At 61.1% G+C, this 23,882-nt stretch carries 22 protein-coding genes and 1 riboswitch; of the genes, 8 read left to right on the top strand and 14 right to left on the bottom strand.

Annotation, left to right across the window (positions count from 1 at the left end):
- Positions 1 to 12: 12 nt before the first annotated feature.
- From nagA to ABOK31_RS15895, 9 genes are all read right to left on the bottom strand, one after another.
- Positions 13 to 1,170 (bottom strand): N-acetylglucosamine-6-phosphate deacetylase, encoded by a 1,158-nt coding sequence (gene nagA / locus ABOK31_RS15935; protein ID WP_349956655.1) that lies wholly within the window; start codon positions 1,168 to 1,170, stop codon positions 13 to 15.
- Positions 1,170 to 2,201 (bottom strand): SIS domain-containing protein, encoded by a 1,032-nt coding sequence (locus ABOK31_RS15930; protein ID WP_349956654.1) that lies wholly within the window; start codon positions 2,199 to 2,201, stop codon positions 1,170 to 1,172. The genes nagA and ABOK31_RS15930 overlap by 1 nt, the downstream gene beginning before the upstream one ends.
- Positions 2,198 to 2,971, bottom strand: a complete 774-nt coding sequence (locus ABOK31_RS15925; RefSeq protein ID WP_174173326.1) for a GntR family transcriptional regulator — start codon at positions 2,969 to 2,971, stop codon at positions 2,198 to 2,200. Before ABOK31_RS15925 ends, ABOK31_RS15930 begins: the two co-directional genes overlap by 4 nt.
- A gap of 122 nt (positions 2,972 to 3,093) precedes the next feature.
- Complete coding sequence (locus tag ABOK31_RS15920) at positions 3,094 to 4,119, bottom strand: aldose epimerase family protein (protein WP_349956653.1); 1,026 nt, start codon at positions 4,117 to 4,119, stop codon at positions 3,094 to 3,096.
- A 133-nt stretch (positions 4,120 to 4,252) separates the two neighbouring features.
- Positions 4,253 to 4,744 (bottom strand): hypothetical protein, encoded by a 492-nt coding sequence (locus ABOK31_RS15915; RefSeq protein WP_349956652.1) that lies wholly within the window; start codon positions 4,742 to 4,744, stop codon positions 4,253 to 4,255.
- A gap of 110 nt (positions 4,745 to 4,854) precedes the next feature.
- On the bottom strand, positions 4,855 to 6,048 hold the full coding sequence (locus ABOK31_RS15910; protein ID WP_349956651.1) for a VWA domain-containing protein: 1,194 nt from the start codon (positions 6,046 to 6,048) through the stop codon (positions 4,855 to 4,857).
- A 3-nt stretch (positions 6,049 to 6,051) separates the two neighbouring features.
- Positions 6,052 to 6,978: a homoserine O-succinyltransferase gene (metA, locus tag ABOK31_RS15905; RefSeq protein ID WP_349956650.1), complete on the bottom strand. Its 927-nt coding sequence runs from the start codon at positions 6,976 to 6,978 to the stop codon at positions 6,052 to 6,054.
- A gap of 48 nt (positions 6,979 to 7,026) precedes the next feature.
- Positions 7,027 to 7,104, bottom strand: a riboswitch (SAM riboswitch).
- A 76-nt stretch (positions 7,105 to 7,180) separates the two neighbouring features.
- Positions 7,181 to 7,603, bottom strand: a complete 423-nt coding sequence (locus ABOK31_RS15900; protein WP_349956649.1) for an NUDIX domain-containing protein — start codon at positions 7,601 to 7,603, stop codon at positions 7,181 to 7,183.
- Entirely contained in the window at positions 7,603 to 8,445 is an 843-nt protein-coding gene (locus ABOK31_RS15895) for a MoxR family ATPase (protein ID WP_349956648.1), read from the bottom strand. The genes ABOK31_RS15900 and ABOK31_RS15895 overlap by 1 nt, the downstream gene beginning before the upstream one ends.
- Before the next feature lie 163 nt (positions 8,446 to 8,608).
- Between ABOK31_RS15895 and ABOK31_RS15890 the strand changes: the two genes are divergently transcribed.
- Entirely contained in the window at positions 8,609 to 10,459 is a 1,851-nt protein-coding gene (locus ABOK31_RS15890) for an ABC transporter ATP-binding protein/permease (protein ID WP_349956647.1), read from the top strand.
- Between the two features lie 131 nt (positions 10,460 to 10,590).
- Here the strand turns inward: ABOK31_RS15890 and efp are convergent, their stop codons facing one another.
- Entirely contained in the window at positions 10,591 to 11,160 is a 570-nt protein-coding gene (gene efp / locus ABOK31_RS15885) for an elongation factor P (RefSeq protein ID WP_047634353.1), read from the bottom strand.
- Positions 11,161 to 11,312: 152 nt separating this feature from the next.
- Between efp and epmA the strand changes: the two genes are divergently transcribed.
- The 7 genes from epmA (at position 11,313) to ABOK31_RS15850 (ending at position 19,654) form a co-directional block, all read left to right on the top strand.
- Complete coding sequence (epmA, locus tag ABOK31_RS15880; RefSeq protein ID WP_349956646.1) at positions 11,313 to 12,377, top strand: EF-P lysine aminoacylase EpmA; 1,065 nt, start codon at positions 11,313 to 11,315, stop codon at positions 12,375 to 12,377.
- Positions 12,374 to 13,426 (top strand): lysine-2,3-aminomutase-like protein, encoded by a 1,053-nt coding sequence (locus tag ABOK31_RS15875; protein ID WP_349956645.1) that lies wholly within the window; start codon positions 12,374 to 12,376, stop codon positions 13,424 to 13,426. The genes epmA and ABOK31_RS15875 overlap by 4 nt, the downstream gene beginning before the upstream one ends.
- 356 nt (positions 13,427 to 13,782) lie before the next feature.
- Positions 13,783 to 14,034 (top strand): acyl carrier protein, encoded by a 252-nt coding sequence (locus ABOK31_RS15870; RefSeq protein ID WP_075853503.1) that lies wholly within the window; start codon positions 13,783 to 13,785, stop codon positions 14,032 to 14,034.
- The gene (locus ABOK31_RS15865) at positions 14,034 to 15,227 is read left to right on the top strand and encodes an acyl-CoA dehydrogenase family protein (RefSeq protein ID WP_349956644.1); all 1,194 of its coding nucleotides are present in this window, start codon (positions 14,034 to 14,036) and stop codon (positions 15,225 to 15,227) included. Before ABOK31_RS15870 ends, ABOK31_RS15865 begins: the two co-directional genes overlap by 1 nt.
- Before the next feature lie 5 nt (positions 15,228 to 15,232).
- Positions 15,233 to 16,141, top strand: a complete 909-nt coding sequence (locus ABOK31_RS15860; RefSeq protein ID WP_349956643.1) for an amino acid--[acyl-carrier-protein] ligase — start codon at positions 15,233 to 15,235, stop codon at positions 16,139 to 16,141.
- An 8-nt stretch (positions 16,142 to 16,149) separates the two neighbouring features.
- Positions 16,150 to 17,109, top strand: coding sequence for a DUF1839 family protein (locus ABOK31_RS15855; protein WP_349956642.1), 960 nt, complete (start codon positions 16,150 to 16,152; stop codon positions 17,107 to 17,109).
- 76 nt (positions 17,110 to 17,185) lie between these two features.
- Positions 17,186 to 19,654 carry a glycoside hydrolase family 2 protein gene (locus tag ABOK31_RS15850; RefSeq protein ID WP_349956641.1) on the top strand — a complete coding sequence of 823 codons (2,469 nt, stop codon included), beginning with the start codon at positions 17,186 to 17,188 and terminating at the stop codon, positions 19,652 to 19,654.
- 63 nt (positions 19,655 to 19,717) lie between these two features.
- Here the strand turns inward: ABOK31_RS15850 and ugpC are convergent, their stop codons facing one another.
- The 4 genes from ugpC to ABOK31_RS15830 form a co-directional block, all read right to left on the bottom strand.
- Entirely contained in the window at positions 19,718 to 20,797 is a 1,080-nt protein-coding gene (gene ugpC, locus ABOK31_RS15845) for a sn-glycerol-3-phosphate ABC transporter ATP-binding protein UgpC (protein ID WP_174173338.1), read from the bottom strand.
- A 44-nt stretch (positions 20,798 to 20,841) separates the two neighbouring features.
- On the bottom strand, positions 20,842 to 21,912 hold the full coding sequence (locus ABOK31_RS15840; protein WP_349956640.1) for a Gfo/Idh/MocA family oxidoreductase: 1,071 nt from the start codon (positions 21,910 to 21,912) through the stop codon (positions 20,842 to 20,844).
- Positions 21,913 to 21,919: 7 nt separating this feature from the next.
- A complete protein-coding gene (locus ABOK31_RS15835) occupies positions 21,920 to 22,945 on the bottom strand; it encodes a Gfo/Idh/MocA family oxidoreductase (RefSeq protein ID WP_349956639.1) in 1,026 nt (341 codons plus the stop codon).
- Between the two features lie 73 nt (positions 22,946 to 23,018).
- Positions 23,019 to 23,867: a carbohydrate ABC transporter permease gene (locus ABOK31_RS15830; RefSeq protein WP_349958972.1), complete on the bottom strand. Its 849-nt coding sequence runs from the start codon at positions 23,865 to 23,867 to the stop codon at positions 23,019 to 23,021.
- Between the last annotated feature and the right edge of the window lie 15 nt (positions 23,868 to 23,882).

Raw genomic sequence — 23,882 nt, 5'->3', positions numbered from 1 at the left:
TTGCATGTTGGATCAGGCCGAAGGTTGACCCGAGATCCATGTTTCCGTGACTTCGATGCCGTCGTTGATGTGAACGAGATCGGCTCGCATTCCCGGCGTCAGGTGGCCGCGATCCGTAAGCCGCAGGAAACGGGCGGGGTAGGACGTCGCCATGCGCAGGGCTTCCGCCAGTGGCAGCTCGAGGATATTGACGCCGTAGCGGATGGTGGAGGCCATATCGACATCCGAGCCGGCCAGTGTGCCATCGTCGAGCGTCAGCTTGGAGCAATAGCCGCCCTTGGTGCGATAGACCGTGCGGCCGTTCAGCGTGAAACTCGAAAGGTCGGTGCCGACGAGCGACATGGCATCCGTCACGAAGAACAGCCGGCCTTCGCCCCGCTTGGCGCGCAGCGCGACCCGCAGCGCTATCGGGTCGACATGGTGGCCATCGGCGATGATGCCGCACCAGGGGGCAGGGTGGTCGATCGCCGCGCCGACGAGACCGGGTGCACGATGCGCCATCTGGCTCATGGCGTTGAAAAGATGGGTGACGCCGCGGGCGCCGGCATCGAAACGGGCATCGGCGGCTTCCGCCGTGCAGTCGCTGTGGCCGATGCTGACGATGACGCCGCCTTCGGCCAGCGCCTGCACCTGCCGCTCGGTGATCTGTTCGGCGGCAATCGTCACCAGCAAGGTGCCGATTTCCTCACGGGCGCGGATGAAGGTCCGGACGTCGCTGTCCTCGACCGGGCGCATGAGCTCGGCAAGATGCGCACCCTTGCGCGCCGGTGCCAGATGCGGGCCTTCCAGGTGTAGGCCGGCGACGCCGCGATTGGCTTTTACCGCCTCGATGGCGCCTTCGATCGCTGCCGCGCTTGCGGCTGCGACATCCGTAATCAGCGTCGGCAGCAGAGATGTCGTGCCGTAGGGGCGATGCCCGGCGGCGATCATATACATGGAGTCGGCCGAAGGTTCGTCGTTCAGCATGCGGCCGCCGCCGCCATTGACCTGCGCATCGATGAAGCCGGGCGCAAGGACGCCGCCCCTCAATTCGATCGTTTCGGCGTTGTCGGGCACATCGTTGACGCCGGTGATGGCATGGATGCGGCCGTTGCCGATCACCAATGCGCTATCCTCGTGAAAGCGGTCGCCATCGAAGATGCGCGCGCCTTTAAAGACCTTGTAGTCCATCACATGGTCTCCGTTACCTTTAGAAGATTAGCCGGCTTGTCCGGATCGAAGCCCTTGCGACGCGTCACCGACTCGATGAGGCGATAATAGCATAGCAGCGACACCAGCGGGTCGAGCAGGCCGTTGCCTGTCGTCGGCATGCGCAGGTTGATGCCGGCGAGCGGTGCGGTCGAAAAGGAGACGGCGGTCGCGCCGAGTTTCTGCAGGCGCTCGAGCGCCTGGGCGTTGTTGGCGAAGGCGGCATCGTCGGGCGAAAAGGCGACGATCGGGAAGCCCGGCTGCACGAGGCGCATCGGGCCGTGCATGAGTTCGGCCAGTGAGAAGGCTTCGGCGTGAAGGCCGGCGGTTTCCTTGGCCTTCAGCGCCGCTTCGAGCGCGATCGCAAATGCGGGGCCGCGACCGCCGGTATAGAGCGAGGAGGCGTGGAAGAGCACATCCTCGGCAGCCTTGCCGTCGATGCCCGAGGTGGCGGCCAGCGCTTCCGGCAGCTTGGCAAGGCCGTCGATCAGGGCCTTATCCTGCGAAACCGCAGCCGTGACGCCGGCAAGGGCTGCGACCGAGGCAATGAAGGATTTGGTGGCGGCGACGCTCTGTTCCTTGCCGGCATTGAGGCCGAGCACGATGTCGGCTTCCTTGGCGAGCGGGCTGTCGGTGACGTTGACAACGGCGATCGTGGTCGCGCCGCCCTTCTTGGCGGCCGCCTGCATGGCGATGATGTCAGGGCTGCCGCCGGACTGGGACACCGTGAAGTGGATGCCGCCCTTCAGGTTCAGCGGTGCACCATAGACGGAGGCGATCGACGGGCCGACTGAGGCGACCGGGATGCCGCAGGAGATTTCGAAGAGATATTTGAAGAAGGTAGCGGCATGGTCGGATGAGCCGCGCGCCGCCGTCGTGATCAGCGACGGCTGGCCGGTCGAGAAGAGCTTCGCGATCTCGGCGAAGGCGGGCTTTTCCTTTTCAAGCAGGGTCGCAACCACCTCAGGCGATTGGCCGGCTTCCGTCAGCATCAGGGATTGGGTCTCGCTCATAGGTCATCTCCAATTCTCAATTCGGCAACAAAATCATAGGCATCGCCGCGATAGTGCGAGCGGGTATATTCAACGACGCGCTGGTCGGCCAGGCGGGAAACGCGCTCGATCAGCAGCGCCGGCGCCCCGGCCTTGACGGTCAGGATCGATGCGGAGGTGGGGTCGAGCGTCACGGCGGTCAGCCTTTGCTGGGCACGGACGGGCTTGAAGCCCTTGGCGGCCAGCGCATCGTAGAGCGACCCTTCGGATATGGCGTTTTCGCCGAGGAACTTGATGGGAACGACGGCGCGCTCGATGGCAAGCGGCTGACCATCGGCGAGGCGCAGTCGGTCGAGCCGCAACACCGGCTCATCGAGGCCGAGGCCGAGCAGGAAGGATTCTTCCGGCGCCGGTGTGCTGATGGTGCGCTGGAGGATGCGAGCTCCCGGCTCGCGACCGCGCGAGCGCATGTCGGCCGAGAAGGAGGAGAGGCGCCAGAGCGGCTGCTCGATGCGCTCGACATGCTGCGAAACGAAGGTACCGCTGCCATGGCGGGATTCGATGACGCCTGAGGTGAGGAGGTCGCGGTAGGCGGTTCTGACCGTGACGCGGCCGATTTCCAGTGCGCTGGCAAGATCGCGCTCGCCCGGCAGCGCCGTGCCTGGTTTCAGCAGACCCTCCTGGATAAGGCCGGTCAGCGCCTGTGCCAGGCGCTTGTAAAGCGGCCCGCTCCCAGTCCCATCGCTGAGGCCGCGATTGTTCAATTCGGCGATCAAACTGGTTCTATCCATGGCTGCCATATAGAACCTATTTAGAACCAATTCACAAGATGAATCTGGTCGAAGCGCAAAAAAGAATCGGCCGGGCGCTTGGGACGCCCGGCCGAATGTCAGGAAAGCGGCGCGCGCCCGGTTCAGTTCTTGGTGAAAATGTAATCCGTTTCCTGCCGCAATACTTCGCCCGGGCGGAGCACGGCATTTGGGAAGCCTTCGTGGTTTATAGCGTCGGGCCAGACCTGCGTCTCCAGGCAGAAGCCGGCGAACGGGCCGATCTTGCGGCCGTCATGGCCGGGAACCGGCACATCGAGCTTGAAGCCGGTATAGAACTGCACGCCGGGCTCGGTGGTGCGGACCTCAAGCGATACGCCGGAATTGACGCTGCGGGCGAGCACGACGGAGCGCTTGGCGGTGCGTTCGGTCGACAGGCAGAAATTGTGGTCGTAAAGCGCCTGTTCGCTTCCGTCGAAGCGCTTCATCGGCGACATCTCGCGGAAATCGAAGACGGTGCTCTCGACGGAGCGGATCTCGCCGGTCGGGACCTGCTTGTCGTCCGTCGGCGTGTAGTGATCGGCGGCGATCATGATGTCGTGGCCGAGCGCATCGTCGCGGCCGTCGAGATTGAAATAGGCGTGCTGGCAGACATTGGCGAGGGTCGGCTGGTCGGTTGTGGATTCGTAGGTGACCGACAGTTCGCCGTTGCCATGTACCCGGTAGGTCGCCTGGATCGCGCAGTTGCCGGGATAGCCGGCGCGGCCATCGGGATCGACGATCTTCAGGACCACGCGGTCGGTATCGTGCTCGACGATCGTCCAGTTGCGCTTGGCGATATTGTCCTTGCCGCCGTGCAGGTGAGTGACACCCTTTTCGTTGAGCTCGAGTTGATACTCCTTGCCATCCAGCGTGAAGCGGCCGGCGCCGATGCGGTTGGCGCAGCGACCGGGCGTGGCGCCGAAATAGGAGGAATGGGCGGGATAATCGGCAAAATCGTCAAAGCCGAGCAGGAGCGAGGGCTCGTGGCCCTCAAGGCGAAGATCCTGGATGACCGCGCCCCACGACATGATGTGCGCGGTTAACCCGCCACCGACGATCTTGACGCGATAGACCGTATCTCCATCGGCTGTCGTCCCAAAAACTTCCCGCTGCAAAGTGCTTTCCGTCATATCAACTCATCCATTGCTTTTGAGTATGTGAGGCCAGACCCTGCCCCCATTCTCGTCGTTCCGCAACCAGTCCGATGGCGAAATTTAGGGGCGGGTGGAAAGGGAGCAAGGTCTGATTAGGCTTTGCCCATAACTAGTAGACTGACACGTTATGCTGTGAATGTGAGGCGCATAAGAAAGGCAGTCGATTTCGTCCTGATCCGTCCGGCTTGTCGTGAAGAGAGTTGGTTGTCTGTCTGCTGAAAAGCGTGCGAATTAATTGGTTCGACCCATCCGCTTTTTCGGCCTCCATGATCACCATCAACCTGTCACCGCGAACGGCGAGAAGGATATGGAACGCCTTTTGACCGTATTTTTCCATATAGGAGCTCCAGCGTCCTATACCCGCCGCGTAACTCGCGTTTCCATAACTGCTCGTCTCCGCAGTAGCGCTCCAGCCATTGCTGGTGCTGATCCTCATAAACCTGCCCTGCCTGATTATTCCCATGCGGCACTTTTCACCGACGCTGGCGTTGGAGTCGATCTGTTCCCATTGTCCGGAGAAGCCCCCTTCTTCGGATCTTGCTTGCTGCGAAACGAGCAAAATGGTTGCGATGAAGAGAAGAAATTTCACAGCGTAGTGCACGCATATCTCCACCGATTTCCCCGAAGATGCGGGGAGGTATCTATCATCCTTCTCTTTCTACAAATGGTTGTGGTTATTTGGTGGCGCCGCGAGAGGCAAATGCTGAACATTCAGCGCGATAATTCCCGCGTCGCCTTTTCCAGCCCGCCGAGTGTCAGAGGGTACATGCGGTCGCTCATCAGCCGCCGGATCATCGAGATCGAGGTCGTATGGCCCCAATAGCTTTCCGGCACGGGGTTGATCCAGATGCATTTGCGGAAATGGCCGGTCATCCGGGCGAGCCAGGCTTGCCCTGCCTCCTTGTTCCAATGCTCGACCGAGCCGCCGGGCTGTGTGATCTCGTAGGGGCTCATCGAGGCGTCGCCGACGAAAACGACACGGTAGTCGGGGCCGAAGGTGCGGATCAGGTCCGTCGTTGCAGTAATGTCGACGCGCCGGCGGCGATTGTCCTTCCAGACACCTTCATAGAGGCAGTTGTGGAAGTAGAAATATTCCATGTGACGAAACTCCGCGCGGGCGGCGGAGAAGAGTTCCTCGACAACGCGGATATGGTCGTCCATCGAGCCGCCGACATCGAAGAACATCAGGAGTTTGACGGCGTTGCGGCGCTCCGGCCGCGTCTGGACGTCGAGATAGCCATGCTCGGCGGTGGAGCGGATGGTGCCGAAGAGATCCAGCTCCTCGGCTGCCCCCTCGCGCACCCAGCGGCGCAGGCGTTTCAGCGCCACTTTGATGTTGCGGGTGCCGAGCTCGACGCCGTCGTCGAGATTCTGGAAGTCGCGCCGATCCCAGACTTTTACCGCGCGGCGGTGGCGCGATGTTTCCTGGCCGATGCGCACGCCTTCCGGATTGTAGCCATAGGCGCCGAAGGGCGAGGTGCCTGCCGTGCCGATCCACTTCGAGCCGCCCTGGTGCCGGCCCTTCTGCTCGGCCAGCCGCTCACGCAGCGTCTCCATCAGTCTGTCGAAGCCGCCGAGCGCCTCGATCTCTCGTCTTTCCTCTTCGGTCAGATACCGCTCGGTGAGCTTGCGCAGCCATTCCTCGGGTATGGCCCTCGGCTCGACCACATCGCCCTCGGTATTGCCGCCGATCGCTTCCACGCCGCGGAAATAGTCGGCGAAGACCTGATCGAAGCGATCGATGAAGCGCTCGTCCTTGATCAGCGTCGCGCGGGCTAGATAGTAGAAGGCCTCGACGTCGTAATCGGCAATCCCTTCTTCCATTCCCCCGAGCAGCGACAGGAATTCCCGGAGCGTCACCGGCACCTTCGCTTCCTTCAGTTTCAGGAAGAAGGGAATGAACAAGCCTCAGGTCCTTTCCTGGCCGATCTCCTCCAGATCATACGGCGTGGTCTGGTAGATCTCGTTGATCCAGTTGCCGAAGAACAGATGCGCGTGGCTGCGCCACCGGTTCTGCGGGGAGATTTCCGGGTCGTTATGCGGGAAGTAGTTGTGCGGCATCTTGATCGGCACGCCCGCATTCACATCGCGGAAATATTCGTCCGCCAGCGAGGTGGAATCATACTCCACGTGATTGAACATGTAGAGCCGGTTGCAGGCCTGTTCGTGCACGAGGCAGACGCCCATTTCGCTCGAATCCATCAGGATCTGCAGGCCGGGCACTTTTTCGATGTCGGTGCGCTTTACCTCGGTCCAGCGCGAGACCGGAATGGCGAAATCGTCGGAGAAGCCGTTGAGATAGACTGAGGAGGGTTTCAGGTTCTGGTGGCGATAGACGCCAAAGGCCTTTTCCGTCAGCGTATATTTCGGCACGTTGTGGAAATGGTAGATCGCCGCCATCGCGCCCCAGCAGACGTTCAGCGTCGAATGGACGTTGGTGGCGGTCCACTCGAAGATCTCCTGCATCTCTTTCCAGTAGGTGACGTCTTCATAGTTCAGCAGCTCGATCGGCGCGCCGGTGATGATGAAGCCGTCGAACTTGCGGTGCTTCACTTCTTCCCAGGTCTCGTAGAAAGCAAGCAGATGCTCCTCGGAGGTGTTCTTTGCCTTGTGCGCGCCGATGCGCACCAGCGAGAACTCCACCTGCAGCGGCGATGCGCCGACCAGGCGCGCCATCTGGACCTCGGTCTTGATCTTGTTCGGCATGAGGTTCAAGAGCCCGATCTGAAGGGGGCGGATATCCTGACGGAACGCCACCGTTTCGGTCATCACCCGCACACCCTCATTCTGAAGGGTTTCAAACGCGGGGAGCGTATCGGGAATCTTGATGGGCATCTTTTCACTCGCCAAATACAAAAAAACCGGCCGCGATCATGAATCGCTACCGGTCCGCACGCGGCCCTTTAGCGACTTATTTAACGTGGCTGCAAGCCGGCCGGCCAAATCACCACGAGAGAGATTTCATAAACCTGTCATTCCGGCGGGTCAATGGGCTAACGGGTCGCCCGTGCGGCCGCTCTCTGGTGTCGTTTCTCCCTCACAGATGGTCGAGAAGTGCGTCCATGTCGTAGCCCAGGCGCTTCCGCGCTTCGGCAACCGGTATCCAGAAAAAGCGAAAGCGGATGGGTTCGCCGCCGCCAAAGGGCATCGTTTCGAAATGATGCCATTCGGCCGGTGTCGCTTCAGGCACATGGCAGCGAAAATAATGCCGGCGATAGAGATGGCTACGCCCATTCTTTTCAAATCGATAATCACTAACGCCGAGGGGATGAATGGCATCCGCAATCAATCCGGTCTCCTCGGCAAATTCGCGCGCTGCTGCCAGAGCCAGATCTTCGCCTTCCTCGACCGTACCGCCCGGCACCTGCGGTTCGATCGTTGGGAAATCCGGCTCGTCGAAGACAAGCAAATGTCCATCCCGAACGGCGTAGATCAGGACCTTGACGGCATCCGGCTGCATTATTTTCCTTGCCCTCGCGCCATGAAGGCCAGCCGTTCGAAGAGATGGACATCCTGCTCGTTCTTCAGCAATGCGCCATGCAGCTTCGGCAGCGCGTTCTTCGCATCGGCGCGCAGCGTTTCGGGATCGACGTCGTCGGCGACCAGCAGGCGAATCCAGTCGAGGGCTTCGGAGGTCGAGGGTTTCTTCTTCAGGCCCGACACGTCTCGAATTTCGAAGAATTGCGTCAGCGCCGCATGGACGAGTGATTGCTTGATGCCGGGATAATGCACCTCGACGATGCGCTTCAGCGTCTCCATGTCGGGAAAACGGATATAGTGGAAGAAACAGCGGCGCAGGAAGGCATCCGGCAATTCCTTCTCGTTGTTCGAGGTGATGATGACGATCGGGCGGATCGCGGCCTGGATCGTTTCGCCGGTCTCGTAGACATGGAATTCCATGCGGTCGAGTTCCTGCAGGAGATCGTTCGGGAATTCGATATCGGCCTTGTCGATCTCGTCGATCAGCAGCACGCACTTCTTCGGTGAGGTGAAGGCCTGCCAGAGCTTGCCCTGGCGGATATAGTTCCTGACATCATGAACTCTGATGTCGCCGAGCTGGCTGTCGCGCAGGCGAGAGACTGCATCGTATTCGTAGAGACCCTGTTGGGCCTTCGTCGTCGATTTGACATTCCATTCGATAAGGTCGAGGCCGAGGGCGGCGGCCACCTGGCGTGCAAGTTCGGTCTTGCCCGTACCGGGCTCGCCCTTTACCAGAAGCGGGCGCTCCAGTCTTATGGCGGCGTTGACGGCGACCATCAGATCCTTGTCGGCGATATAGTCGGCAGTTCCCTGGAATTGCATCGGAAGGCTTTCTCAATCTTTCGAGTGCAAGCTAATTGCTGACCTTATTCGGTTCAAGACGCGAAACCGTGTATATAGGAATGTGATCCCACCGATCTATTGCAAGGGTGGACATGAGGGCGGGTCATGATTAACTGACGGGACGCGTCGCAGGGAAGTGCTGATGGCAGTTGAAAAGCAAGCCAAGCCGAATATCCAGGGAAACGAACAGGTCGGATACGATTTGAGCCTTTTCTTTCGGCTGAGGATGATGTTCTCCGCTTTCTGGAATTCGGCTGTTCGCATCAAGATCATTTCCCTGACTGTCGCGCTCTTCGTGATCATTCTGGTCACGGCCTATGTCCAGGTGCTGCTCAATAGCTGGAATGCGCCCTTCTACGATTCGCTGGCAAGGCGCGATATTTCCGCTTTCTTCCATCAGCTCGGCGTCTTCGGCATCATAGCTGGCTCGCTGCTGGTCCTCAACGTCGTCCAGGCCTGGCTCAACCAGATGACCGCGCTCTATATGCGCGAAGGGCTGGCGCGCGATCTGGTCGATCAATGGCTGCAGGCCAAGCGTGCGCTTCGCCTTGCTTCCTCCGGTCTTATCGGCGTCAATCCCGACCAGCGGCTGCATGAGGACGCCCGCAATCTTGCCGAAAGCTCGACCGGTCTGGCCATCGGCCTGGTGCAGGCGACGATCCTGCTTTTGAGCTTCATCGGCGTGCTCTGGGAGCTCTCCAGCGGCATGGTTTTTCACCTCAGGGGCATGAGCTTCTCCATTCCGGGCTATATGGTCTGGGCGGCGATCCTTTATGCCGGATCGGCGTCCTTCCTCAGTCAATTCGTCGGCCGCCGTCTGGTGCGGCTGAACGCGGATCGCTATTCGAAGGAGGCTGAGCTGCGCTTCGCGCTCATGCATGCCAACGAGCACATGCCGGCGATCACGATTGCCGGCGGCGAGGAGAACGAGCGCCGGCGGATCAATCTCGATATATCAGCCGTGCTTGCCGTCATCCGCCAGCTCGCCATTGCCAATACCAATCTTACCTGGGTTTCTGCCGGCTACGGCTGGCTGGTGCTGATCATTCCCATCCTCGTTGCCGCGCCCGCCTATTTCTCCGGCGGCCTGACCTTCGGCCAGCTGATGGTGGCGGTTGGCGCCTTCAATCAGGTCAATTCCGCGCTGCGCTGGTATGTCGCCAATTTCGGCCCGATTGCCGAATGGCGTGCCACGCTGATGCGCGTGACCGATTTCCGCAAGGCGCTGACGGAAATGGACGACAAGACGCCGATGCCGCACACCCTCGTCTTCGAAAAGGCGGCACCGGGCACGATGGTTTGGACCGATCTGGAGATTTCGACGAAGACCAATGACGAGGCGACGGAAAACGGCTTCCGGATCGCGGAAGGTACCGTGACGATCAATGCTGGCGAGCATGTGATGATCAACGGCGATCACGGCGTGAACCGCAGGCTGCTGTTCGAGGTGCTGGCGCATCAATGGTACAGCGGTTCCGGCACGGTCAGCCTGCCACCGATGGACGATATGCTGTTTGTGCCGCACACGCCCTATGTGCCGACCGGCACGCTCAGGGAGGCAATCTGTTTTCCGGACGATCGGGACGCCTATGACGATGCCGCCGTCGATACCGTCATCGACAAGGTGGGGCTTGGCCGCCTGAAGAGCCGTCTCGACACGCAGGCCCGCTGGGATCGATTGCTCGACACAGAAGAACAGAAGGCCGTCGGCTTTGCGCATCTGCTGCTCGCGAAGCCGAAATGGGTCGTTTTCGACGATGCCCTGGAAGGGCTGGAGGCCGAAGTTCAGGCGAAGGCCTTTGCTCTGCTGGCAGAACTGGAGGATGCAACCCTGATCTATATCGGCCGCTCCGATGCTTTCATGCACGCCATGTCGCCGCGCGTCCTGCACCTGCAGTCCTTGGCTCCGCATGAGCACAGCACCGATATGCCAACGCCTGCCGAAACTGCCGGTGCTGCGCAGACGGATGAGAAAAAGGCCAGTGCACCGTAACCAAGCGCGCCGTAACTAGGGCGGCAGGGTAAGTCCTCGCATCGCCGCCGCTCTGGCTTCAATTTGCCCAAAACGAAAAACGCCCCGTCACCGGGACGGGGCGTTTTTCAATACGGAAAGAAGCTGATCGCTCAGTCCTTGGCGCGCTCGACGTAGGAATTGTCTTCCGTGGCGATGACGACGCGGGTGCCGGCGGTAATGTGCGGCGGCACCAGGGTGCGGATGCCGTTCGACAGTATGGCAGGCTTGTAGGAAGACGATGCCGTCTGGCCCTTGACGACCGGTTCGGTCTCGGTGATTTCGAGCGTCACGTGGCGCGGCAGTTCGAGTGCCAGCGGAATGCCTTCATGGATCGACAGGATGCAGGTCATGCCTTCCTGCAGATAGGCCTTCTGGTCGCCCATGGTTTCAACGTCGACGACGACCTGGTCGTAGGTGGCCGGGTTCATGAAGTGGAAGCCTTCGCCGTCTTCATAGAGATACTGGAAGTTCACGTCTTCGACGAAAGCGCGCTCGACCTGCTCGGTGGTGCGCCAACGCTCGGAGACCTTCACGCCATCGACGATGCGGCGCATGTCGACCTGGGTGACTGGAGTGCCCTTGCCCGGATGAAAGTTCTGAGCGGTGAGAACGACGTAGAGCTTGCCGTCGACGTCGAGAACGTTGCCCTTGCGGACGGAAGAGGCGATGACCTTGACCATAAGACTTCCTTGTAACGCTGCGTTTTGCGTCGTAGAGGGACTGTCTGAATGCTCTCCGAGACGCAGCTTTTGTTTGCTTGGGGGCGCAACTACCCTAAATCAACGGAAATTGCCACCCCCCAACGTGGCCGGTGCGCGGAAGAAAGCTAGGAATGAAGCCAAAGACGAGCAAAGCGTCCCCCTGGTGGACCCGCAATGTCCATGCGGACCGGCGGCCGTTCCTCATCGGCCGCAATGCCATCCAGGCGGCGCTGCGGGTTTTCTTTGCGCGCAACGACTTCATCGAGGTGGATACGGCGACGCTGCAGGTGTCACCCGGGAACGAGGCGCATCTGCATGCTTTCGAGACCGAGGCGCTGACGACAGACGGCAAGGCTTTGCCGCTTTATCTGCACACATCGCCGGAATTTGCCTGCAAGAAGCTGCTTGCGGCCGGCGAAGAGCGCATCGCGTGCTTTGCCCATGTCTACCGCAATCGCGAGCGTGGGCCGCTGCACCATCCGGAATTCACCATGCTCGAATGGTACAGGGCGAGTGAGAGCTACGAGGCCTTGATGGCCGATTGCTCCGCGCTGCTGGCACTTGCTGCGGAAACGGTGGGGGCTAAAAAACTGAGCTATCGCGGCGCCGAGATTGATCCGTTCCTTACGCCCGATCGCATCAGTGTTGCGGCCGCCTTTGAGCGCTATGCCGGCATCGATCTCTTTGCCTCTATCGGCCTCGATGGGTCGACGGATCGCGAGCGCCTGGCGGCGGATATGCGCCAGGCCGGTATGCGCGTGGCGGAGGACGACCTGTGGCAGGACCTCTTCAGCCGAGTGCTGGTCGAGAAGATCGAGCCGAATCTAGGCTTCGGCCGTGCCACGATTCTTGACGAATATCCCGTCTCCGAGGCAGCACTTGCGCGGCCCTCGGCCGGGGATCATCGCGTTGCTGAGCGGTTCGAGCTCTATGCCTGTGGCGTCGAGCTTGCCAATGCCTTCGGCGAGCTCACCAATGCCGAGGAGCAACGCCGCCGGTTCGAGATCGAGATGGCGGAAAAGCAGCGCGTCTATGGCGAGACCTATCCGCTGGACGAGGAGTTTCTGGAAGCGCTCGCGGTCATGCCCGAGGCGAGCGGCATCGCGCTCGGCTTTGACCGGCTTGTCATGCTGGCAACCGGCGCCTCGCGGATCGAGCAGGTGCTCTGGGCGCCGGTTGTGGAGTATGACGCATGAATGTGATGCGCCCGATCCGGACCATCGGCGAGCTTGAACGTGCCGGGCTGATCGATGCCGACCAGGCAGTTGCGCTCGAAGTGGTAGCGGAGCGCTATGCCGTTGCCCTGACGCCGACCGTGATGCGTCTCATCGACCCCGAGAACCCCGCCGATCCCATTGCCCGGCAGTTCGTGCCTGATGCGGCGGAACTCATCGTCACGCCCGAGGAGCGCGCCGATCCGATTGGCGATCACGCGCATAGCCCGGTCGAAGGTATCGTGCATCGCTATCCGGACCGCGTGCTTCTGAAAGCCGTGCATGTCTGCCCGGTCTATTGCCGCTTCTGCTTCCGCCGCGAGATGGTCGGACCGCAAGGGCTCGGCACGCTGGACGGCGATGCGCTCGACGGCGCCTTTGCCTATATCGGCGAGCACAGGGAGATCTGGGAGGTTATCCTTACCGGCGGCGATCCGCTGGTGCTTTCGCCGCGGCGGCTCGAAGAGATCTTGAGGCAGCTTGCCGATATCGACCATGTGAAGATCGTCCGCTTCCACACGCGCATCCCCGTCGTCGATCCCTCGAAGGTCGATGCGACGCTGATCGCGGCGCTGAAGGCGAGCGGTAAGACCATCTATGTCGCACTGCATGCCAATCATTCACGCGAGCTGACGGAGGAGGCGCGGGCTGCCTGCGCCCGGCTGGTCGATGCGGGCATCGTGCTTGTCAGCCAGTCGGTTCTGCTGAAGGGCGTCAACGACGATCCCGATGTGCTGGCGGCGCTGATGAAGGCTTTCGTCGAAACGCGGGTAAAGCCTTATTATCTGCACCATCCCGACCTCGCGCCCGGCACCAGCCATTTCCGCCTTGGCATCGCCGAGGGACAGGCGATCGTTGCGGCGCTGCGCGGCCGCATCTCGGGCCTTTGCCAACCGACCTATATTCTCGATATACCGGGTGGCTACGGCAAGGCCGACATCGGCCAAGGCTCGGTTCGCGAGTTGCGCGAAGGTTGCTATTCGGTTTCGGACTATCGCGGCGGTGAGCACATTTATCCGCCGGAAGGTTAAATGCCGCTGCGCAAGTCTATAGTTTACTGACGCTCTGATTGTGATGACGTTTTTTGAATAAAACGTAGTGGCGAATTTTGGAGCGTTAACCTTCTTGGCGCCCGGTTCTTTCCAGAAATCATTACGCCTTCATATTAGTTATTGTTGATATTTGTGTGCGGGCCGCGCCTTAGATGGCTTACGTTTGGTAAATTTCAATCAGAAAAATCTAGAATATAGCAATTTTCTACGAATTATAAGTTGTTTGTATTTACCACGTCGCTTAGCGGAATGTTCTATTTTGCCTGTTACTTCTTGGTGAACGATAAGACTGTATAACTGCGGTTATGCTTACCATTGCCAGAAGGGACTAGACTATGAACAAGACGATTCGCGATTTGCTGGCCAAGTTCGGCGCGCTTCCCGTTGCTATCGATCAGATTGAAGACGATGCTGATCTCTACGCAACCGGACTGTCTTCCTTCGCTTCCGTGCAGTTGATGCTTGGCATCGAGGAAGCCTTCGATATCGAGTTTCCCGACAATCTGCTGAACCGCAAGTCCTTCGCCAGCATCGCCGCGATCGAAAGAACCGTCGGCATGATCCTCGACAGTAGAAAGGTCGCGTAATGACTGCGGCGGTCGCTATACTTGAGGTTGGGACGGGCGAGGGAGCGGCGGTGCGCGCCGCCCGTGTCGCAGCGATCGCCAGCCAACACGCCGATGCCGTCGATGCCGAGGGTCGGTTCCCACGCGAAGCCGTCGACGCGATGCGCGCCGAAAAGCTGCTCTCCATGCAGATCCCCGCCGATCTCGGCGGCGAGGGCGCGTCGATCACCGAAATCGCCGAGCTCTGCTCGATACTCGGTCAGGCCTGCGCCGCCAGCGCCATGGTTTTCGCCATGCACCAGATCAAGCTTTCGAGCCTGGTCGAGCACGGCGCCGAGAGCGACTGGCACCGCGATTTCATGCGCCGTATCGCAAGGGAACAGCTGCTGCTCGCTTCGGCAACGACCGAAGGCGGGATCGGCGGTAACCTGCGCAACAGCATCTGCGCCATCAAGGTCGAAGGCGACACCTGCTCCCTTGAAAAGGATGCGACCGTCATTTCCTACGGCGCCCATGCCGACGCCATCCTGATTACCTCACGCAGCCATGCCGAGGCGGCGTCCTCCGATCAGGTGCTGACCTGCTTCCTTAGGGACCAGTACGACATCAAGCGCACCGTCGAGTGGAACACGCTCGGCATGCGCGGCACCTGCTCCGATGGCTTCCTGTTCAAGGGCGAGGCTCCGGCCAAGCAGATCCTGCCGAAGCCGTTTGCCGAGATCGCCGCGCAATCGATGCTGGCAAGTTCGCATCTGCTCTGGAGCGGCGTGTGGTACGGCATTGCCGCTGATGCGGTTTCCCGCGCGCAGGCTTTCGTCCGTGCCGCCGCCCGCAAGTCTCCCGGCGCACCACCGCCCGGTGCGCTGCGTCTCGCCGAAGCCTCCAGCATGCTGCAGATGGTGAAATCCAACGTGGTTGCCGGGCTGAAGGCCTATGAAGAGGCGAAGCTCGATGCAGACCGTCTCTCGTCGATGGCTTTTGCCGTGGCGATGAACAACGTCAAGATCGCCTCGTCCGAGATGATCCTGCCGATCATCAACCACGCCATGCTGATCTGCGGCATCATGGGCTACAAGAACGGTACGCCCTACAGCCTCGGCCGCCACCTGCGCGATGCGCACTCGGCGCAATTGATGATCTCGAATGACCGCATTCTCGGCAATACGTCGACCATGCTGCTCGTCCACAAACAAGATACTAGCCTGTTGGGGTAACCGTCATGGATATGCAATCCTCGTTTCTCGACCGTCTTTTCGATTCCGGTCTTTTGATCGACACCGGCGTTGACGGCCTCTATGGCCGCAGCGGCCAGTTCGAAGACGTCATTGCCGCTTTCGAGCGGCTGATCGACAAGTTCGGCGGTGCCGATGGCGCCGAAGCCATCCGCTTTCCGCCCGGCATGAACCGTGCCTTCTTCGAAACCAGCGGCTACATGAAGAGCTTCCCGCAGCTCGCCGGCACAGTGCACAGTTTCTGCGGCAACGAGCTCGACCATATGAGCCTGCTGAAGTGCATGGAAGTCGGCGACGACTGGACGAAAGACCAGCAGGCGACCGATATCGTGCTGACGCCGGCGGCCTGCTATCCGCTTTATCCCACGGTCGCCAAGCGTGGCGCCATTTCGGAAGATGGCGCGCTCTTCGACCTGCAGTCCTATTGCTTCCGCCACGAGCCCTCCAAGGACCCGGCTCGCCAGCAGCTGTTCCGCATGCGCGAATATGTCTGCATGGGCAGCGAAAAGCATGTGACCGACTTCCGTCAGAGCTGGATGGATCGCGGCGTCGAGATGATGAAGGCCGTCGGCCTCGACGTGACCATCGACGTCGCCAACGACCCGTTCTTCGGCCGCGCCGGCAAGATGCTGGCCAACAACCAGCGCGACCAGAACCTGAAGTTCGAGCTGCTGATCCCGATCACCTCGACTGCCAACCCGACCGCCTGCATGAGCTTCAACTACCATCAGGATGCCTTCGGGACGAAATGGGGCCTGAATTTTGCCGATGGCAGCGTCGTGCACACGGCCTGCGTCGGCTTCGGCCTGGAGCGCATCGCGCTGGCGCTGTTCCACACCCACGGTCTCGACGTCGAGGAATGGCCCGAGAGCGTGCGCAAGGTGCTGTGGGGCTGATCGCGTCCATGGCTGCCGTGTTTGAGGGGCTGGATCCCGCCGCCTACAAGCCGCATGCATTGCACGACAGCGAGCGCATGTGGCCGGAGACGAATTGCTACATCGATCTCTGGATCGAGGTGCTTTCGACCTTGAAGCTGCCGCCGGAAGCCATGCTCGGCTTCACGGTGGGCCAAGATTTCGAAGGTGACCAGTTCACCTTCTTCAAGGTGCCACTTGAGGATCTGGAAGCGCTCTATGGCGTGCGCTGCACCGAACTTGCGATCTACGACAAGGTCGAGAACCATGTCGCCGAGCAGATCGGCCGTGGCCGGCTCTGCCTGGTGGAGATGGACTCCTTCTTCATGCCGGATACGCAGGGCGTCGGTTATCGCCGCGAACACGGCAAGACGACGGTGGCGATCAACCGGCTCGACATGGAAGGCCGCACGCTCGACTACTTCCACAATGGCGGCTTCTTCCAGCTGTCCGGTGAGGATTTCGACGGGCTGTTCCAGCTGCATCTGACGGATGAGGATCTGCCGTTCCTGCCCTACACGGAATTTGCCAAATTTCCGGAGAAGACACCGGCCGAAGCTGCGATCCGTCAGACGGCCCGGCAGCTCCTCGCCTTCCATTTCCGTCGACGCCCCGGCGCCAATCCGATCCGTGCCTTTGCGGAGGTTTTCCCTACGCAGGTAGAAGCGATCGCTGAACGGCCTTTCGGCTTCTTCCATAAATATGCCTTCAACACGCTGCGCCAGCTCGGCGCCAACTTCGAACTTGCCGGCAGCCATTTCGACTGGCTCTCGGCCGATTTGGCCAATGCGGCTGGCGAGGCGCGGAAAATTTCCGAGACGGCGAAGTCGGTGCAGTTTCAGCTGGCCCGCGCCATCACACGCAAGAAATTCGAGCCGCTGCGCACGGCCCTTGATCCGGCCGCCGATGCGTGGGATTCCATGATGAGCGAGCTTGAACGGAAGCTTTAAGCAGCTTCCGTTCGATCGTCATACGGCTGGGTTATTTCAGAGAATATTGGGGCGGGGGAAATCCCCGGAAGATGTCATGGGCGGGCGCTTGGCGGATCTCGGCGGTGGAATGCGGCTGAGCGAAGGATGGAATCTGGTATTGACGGAGGCAGGCACCTGCATCTCGCCATCCAATGTGCCGCTGACGTCAGGCTTCATCCCGGCGCCCGTGCCGGGCACGGTGGCGGAAGCCCTGGAAAAGGCCGGTCGTTTCGACCGGACGAAGCCTGAGCCGCTTCATGACCGCGATGCCTGGTACATCTGCCGTCTGGTGGATGCGGAGGCCGGCGAGGCGGTCTTGCGGCTCGAAGGGCTGGCGACGCTGTGCGAAGTCTTCCTGAACGGCCAGCAAATCCTCGTCTCCGAGAGCATGTTCGAAGCGCACGACGTCGACGTTACCTTGCTTGGCGGGGACGAGCTGGCGCTTTGCTTCCGCGCGCTGGAGCCGAGGCTTTCCGAGCCCGGTCCGCGCGCCCGCTGGCGGCCGCAGATGATCACGCCGCAGGGCCTGCGGATGGTCCGCACGACGCTGCTCGGCCACATGCCCGGCTGGTGCCCGGAGGTTCAGGCGGTCGGCCCGTGGCGGCCGATTTCGCTGTTGCGGCCGGGCGCGCCCGTCATCCGCGATCTCTCCCTGCGGCCGGACTTGCTGGAAAACGGCGAGGGCAGGCTCTATGCCTCGCTTACGGCCGAGGGCGATATCAACGAGCTGGTGCTGAAGTGCGGGGAGACGGAGCAGGCGTTCGAGAAGGACGGTCCCGGGCGCTATACCGCAATCCTGAAAATTCCGGGTGTGGCGCCCTGGTGGCCGCATACGCATGGCACGCCGCAGCTTCATGATGTGACGCTCATCGTCGATGGCGTCGAACATGCGCTTGGAAAGACCGGTTTTCGCCGGCTGTCGGTCGATCGCGGCGCCGATGGGCAGGATTTCGCTGTGATCGTCAATGGCGAACGGATCTTCTGCCGAGGTGCCGTGTGGACCACGGCGGATATCGTGCGCCTGCCCGGCAGCAGCGACGACTACCGGAGCTGGCTGCGGCTGGCGGCTGAGGCCGGCATGAACATGATCCGTATCGGCGGCACCATGGCCTATGAGACGCTGGACTTCTTCCGTCTCTGCGACGAACTCGGCCTGATGGTCTGGCAGGATTTCATGTTCGCCAATTTCGATTATCCGAAGAACGACAAGGCTTTCAATGGCCATGTCGAAACCGAGGTCTTGCAGCTTCTGAGCTGTACGCGCCTGTCGCCTTCGCTGGCGGTTCTTTGCGGCGGCAGCGAGATCCACCAGCAGGCGGCGATGATGGGCCTGCCGGAACAGTTCTGGAAGAGCCCTGTTGTCGAGGAGATCATCCCGCCGCTGGTGCAATCGCTGCGGCCGGACGTGCCCTATGTCGTCAACTCGCCCTCCGGCGGGCCGATGCCGTTTTCTTCGAATGTCGGCGTCACGCATTATTATGGCGTCGGCGCCTATATGCGGCCGCTTGCCGATGCGCGCCGCGCCGACGCCCGCTTTGCTGCCGAGAGCCTGGCTTTCGCGCATGTGCCGCAAGCCCGCACGCTCGGTCAGCATCTTCCCGTTCCTGCAGTCCATAGCCCGCTATGGAAAGAGCGCGTGCCGCGCGACCGCGGCGCCTCCTGGGATTTCGAGGATGTGCGCGATCATTATCTTCAGGAGCTTTACGGTTTCGAGCCAAACCGACTGCGGCGGGAAGACCCGGATCTCTATCTCAACCTTTCGCGTGTCGTGACTGGCGAAGTCGCCGAAGAGACCTATGCCGAGTGGCGCCGCCAAGGTTCCGGCTGCAACGGCGCGCTCGTCTGGACGCTGCAGGATCTGCTTCCCGGCGCCGGCTGGGGGGTGATCGACGCGACCGGAGAGCCGAAGCCGGTCTGGTACGGGCTGCGCCGCGCCTTCCGGCCGGTGCAGGTGCTGCTCATGGACGAGGGCACGAATGGTCTCGATGTGCATGTCATCAACGAAAGCGATGCGGCGCTCGACCTGACCGTCGAGGTCTCCTGCTTGCGCGACGGCCGCCAGATCGTCGTTGGCGGCGGCCGCGATCTGGTGCTTGAGGCCCGTGGCAAGCAAAAGATAGCCTGCACTGAACTTTTCGGCGCCTTCTTCGATTCGACCTACGCCTTCCGTTTCGGTCCGCCGTCGCATGATGTCACGGTCGCGCGGTTGACGTCCCCGGCGACCGGCGCGGTCGTCGCCCAGGCCTTCTACTTTCCGCTTGGGCGAAGCAAGGCATTCCATGATGCCGAGATCACGGCATCAGCGGTGCAGGAGGGCGAGGATTGGTTCCTTGATCTGAGTACCGACCGTTTTGCGCAATCGGTACAGATCGATCTGGAGGCCTATCGGGCCGAGGATGACTGGTTCCATCTTGCGCCCGGCAGCAGACGGCTTCGCCTGTACCGGCGGGAGGGTGTTCCAGCCGATGTCATTCCATCCGGTCAGATCCGTTCTATCGGCAGTCGGCGGATCGTAGAGGTGTGAGAGACTACGGGAGCTTATCTCGCCCGTCAGGGCGAGATAAGCTCCACCTGCTTCAACATGCTCCTACAAGGTCACCCCATCAGGCCCAAACAGATGGCAGCGTTCGGGATCGATGTGGATGCTGACCGTTTCGCCGGCGCGGATGGTCTGTTGATCTTCCAGCGCGACCGTCAGTGCCTGGCCGCCATGCAGCGTGACATAGAGGATCGTCTGGCCGCCGAGGTGCTCGACGAGATCGACGCGAGCACTCCCCAGCCCTACGCCACGATCGCCGACGTTGAGATGCTCAGGGCGGGCACCGAGGGTGACGGGCTGTCCCGGCTGGAGACCACCCAGCCGACGCGGCAGGCGCACAGTCTGGCCGGCGAGGTCGATGACGGCGGAGCCATCGTCGGAGGCGACGATCTTTGCGTCGAGGAAATTCATTTTCGGCGAGCCGATGAAGCCGGCGACGAATTTGTTCTTCGGCTTGTTGTAGAGGTCAAGGGGAGCACCGACCTGCTCGATCTTGCCGCCATTGAGCACGACGATCTTGTCGGCCATGGTCATGGCCTCGGTCTGGTCGTGGGTAACGTAGATCATGGTGTTGCCGAGCCGCTGGTGCAGACGGGCGATCTCGACGCGCATCTGCACGCGCAGCTCGGCATCGAGGTTCGATAGCGGCTCGTCGAAGAGGAAGATGTTGGGCTCGCGCACGATGGCGCGGCCGATGGCGACGCGCTGACGCTGGCCGCCGGAAAGCTGCTTCGGCTTGCGCTGCAGCAACTGCTTGATCTGCAGGATCTCGGCGGCCTTTTCGACGCGCGGCTGGATGTCCTGCTTCTTCATGCCCGCGGTTTCGAGGCCGAAGGCGAGGTTCTTGTAGACGGTCATATGCGGGTAGAGCGCATAGGACTGGAAGACCATGGCGATGCCGCGCTTGGAGGCAGGGACATCGTTCATGCGGCTGCCGTCGAGGTAAAGCCCGCCGCCAGAGATCGGTTCCAGCCCGGCGATCATGCGCAGCAACGTGGACTTGCCGCAGCCGGAAGGGCCAACGAAGACGGTGAATTCCCCCGGCTCAATTTCAAGGTCGATCCCGTGAACCACCTGAAGCTCGCCATAGCGCTTGATAACTTTCTGCAGCGATACGCTTGTCGCCATGGGCGCTCCCTCCTTGTTGGTCCTGATGGCTCGCGGGGCAACGTTCATGACGGCCTCCAACTCTTGTATTTCTTGGCTTCCGGCCCGACGGGGAAGCGGACTTCGGTGCGGGTTTCCGATGATTCATAGAAGGCGGTGACCAGCTCCAGCGCCTGGCGGGCATCGACTGTGGTCACCGGCAGCGGTCCGCCCGACACCAGCGCTTCATGGAACAGTTTCATCTGCGTGTTGAAACGGTTCGGGATCGGCGACCAGTTGGCCAGCAACGCGTCGATCTTTGCGCCGATCTCGTCATTGGCCGGAACGATCTTCCAAGGGTCCTGACCGGGGCTATATGGCTCATGGTTGCTTTCGATCAGGACATTTTCGAAGGCGAGGCGCAGGCGGCTGATCTGCTCCTGCGAGCCGAGCGTGGCGCTGATGGTGGCAAGCGCGCCGTTTTCCATCAGCAGGCTGGCGCTGGCGCAATCCTCCACTTCGATGTCGTTGACCCGGGTGGAGACACGGCCGAAGAGGCCTGCGATCGGCCCCATCAGATAGGTCAGCATGTCGTGCAGATGGATCGAGTGGGTCATCAGCACGCCGCCGAGCTCGGTATCCCACTTGCCGCGCCAGGGAACCGCGTAGTAATCGGCGCCGCGCACCCAATGCGTTTCCGACGTGGCGACATAGGGCTTGCCGGCAATGCCTGAAGCGATGATGCGCTTGGCCTTCTGAATGCCGTCGCCATAGCGATACTGGAAGATCGGCATCAGCCGGCCCTTGGCTGTCTTTTCGGCCGCGATGACGGCATCGACATCGGCGAGCGATCCGACGAGCGGCTTTTCGCAAACCACATGCTTGCCGGCGGCAAGCGCCTGCATGATAAGCTGGAAATGCGAGCCGGGCGGCGTGCAGATGTCGATAATGTCGATATCGGGCATGTTGAGGACTTCGGAGAAATCCTTCACGCGCCTTTCGATGCCGAACTCATCGCCGACCGCGTTCAGGCGCTCCTCGTTGAGATCGCAGAGAACGGCGACTTCGTAGCGATCAGAGTGAGGCAGATAGCCTTCCGTTATGTGGGAGCGGCCGATGCCGAGGCCGATGATCGCGACTTTCTTGATGTCGGACATGACGCAATTACCTCTGAATGCTGTTGAGCGATGTTGCCTCGGCAAGCGCCTGCGCCTTCAGCGCCAGCTCCATCGCCTTGAAGCAATGTTCCTGGCCCATCGCCGTTTCGGTGCGGTCTCTTATGTCGGCGGCAAGCTGGCGGCCGTAGGGCAGCTCCACTCCGGTGCAATCGATATGCTGCATGCCCTTGCGGTCGGTGAGAAAGAGGTGATCGGTGCCGGAGCGGCCGGCAACGTCGATATATTTGCGCAGTTCGATCGTGCCTTCGGTGCCGACGATGAAGAGGCGACCGTCGCCCCAGGTGGAGAGACCGTCCGGTGTGAACCAGTCGACGCGGACATAGCCGGTGACGTCGGGCGTCCTCACATGGAAATCGCCATAGTCCTGCAGGCCGGGTGTTTCCGGATTGGCGCGGTTGGACACTGTCGCCGACAGCACTTCTGCTTCCAGCGAATCCGCGAAGAACAGGAACTGCTCGCATTGATGCGAGGCGATGTCGGTGATGATGCCCCCGTAGCGCTTGCGGTCGAAGAACCAGTCCGGCCGGGTCGGCTTGCGCAGCCGATGCGGGCCGAGGCCCGTCGTGTGGATGACCTTGCCGATGGCGCCTGATTTCACCAGTTCGCCGGCCTTGACCGTCGATGCCGTCTCGAAATGCTCGGAATAGAGAATGGAGACGATGCGCTTGGTCTCGGCCTGCACCTTGCGGACGTCGGCCAGCTGATCCAGCGTCACCATGCCGGGCTTGTCGAGCATCACATCCTTGCCGTGGCGCATGGCCTCGATGGCAAGGCCGGTCCGCTCACTGGAAATCGCCGCGCTGACGATCAACGCGATGGAGTTGTCCTCCAGGATTTCTCTTTTGTCGGCGACGCGTTTAGCCTGTGGGAAGCGGCTGGCGAAGACGGCAGCGAGGTCATCTTCTACGGCATGGAAGGCGACGAGTTCGGCGCCGGCCCGCAGCATGACGTTGACCTGGCCATAGATGTGATCGTGATTGAGGCCGATGGCGGCGAAGCGCAACGCGCTCATGCGACATTTCCTTTCAGTGGGTTTCTTGGTTCGCAGCCCCAAATCTTGGGTATTCGGGACTGCGGATTCGTAATCAGCGCTTGAGGCCGGCGGTCGCGATGCCGTCGATCAGCAGCCTCTGGAAGAAGAGGAAGATCAGGAAGACCGGGATCAGCGACAGGCTCGACATGGCAAACAGGCTGCTCCAGTCGGAACTTCCGGTGGAGTCCACGAAGGAGCGCAGGCCGAGCTGCACCGTGTAGGTGTTGATATCAGAGAGGTAGATCAGCGGCCCGAAGAAATCGTCCCATGTCCAGATGAAGGAGAAGATGGCGGCCGTCGCCATGACCGGCAGCGACAGCGGCAGCATGATGCGCCAGTAGATACGCCACGGGCTGCAGCCGTCCATCATTGCAGCCTCGTCCAGTTCGCGGGGAATACCGCGGAAGAACTGCACCATCAGGAAGATGAAGAAGGCATCGACCGCGAGGAATTTCGGCACGACGAGCGGCAGCATCGTCTTCACCCAGCCGAGCTTCAGGAAGAGGATATATTGCGGGATCAGCGTGACGTGATAGGGCAGCATCAGCGTGCCGAGCATCAGCGCGAACCAGAAATTCTTGCCCCAGAAGTTCAGTCGCGCGAAGGCATAGGCCGCGAGCGAGCAGGAAATCACGTTGCCGATGACCGAAAGCACGGCGATGACGGCGGAATTCCAGACGAAGGTACCGAAGGTGACCTGGCCGCCGAACCAGCCGCGGGCATAGGAACTGAAATCGAAATGCGACGGGATCAGCGATGCCGTGCCGAAGATCTCGTTCTGGTCCTTGATCGAGCCTGAGAGCATCCACAGCAGCGGATAGAGCATCACGATCGACGCGGCGATGAGGGCGATGTGGATGAGGACGGAGAGGAACCACGGGCGCTCGCGCGGCGGCTTCATGTCCTCGGCAAAATG

The sequence above is a fragment of the Rhizobium sp. ZPR4 genome, assembly GCF_040215725.1.
Classification (GTDB): domain Bacteria; phylum Pseudomonadota; class Alphaproteobacteria; order Rhizobiales; family Rhizobiaceae; genus Rhizobium; species Rhizobium rhizogenes_D.
This window is presented reverse-complemented; position numbering and strand designations above follow the sequence as displayed.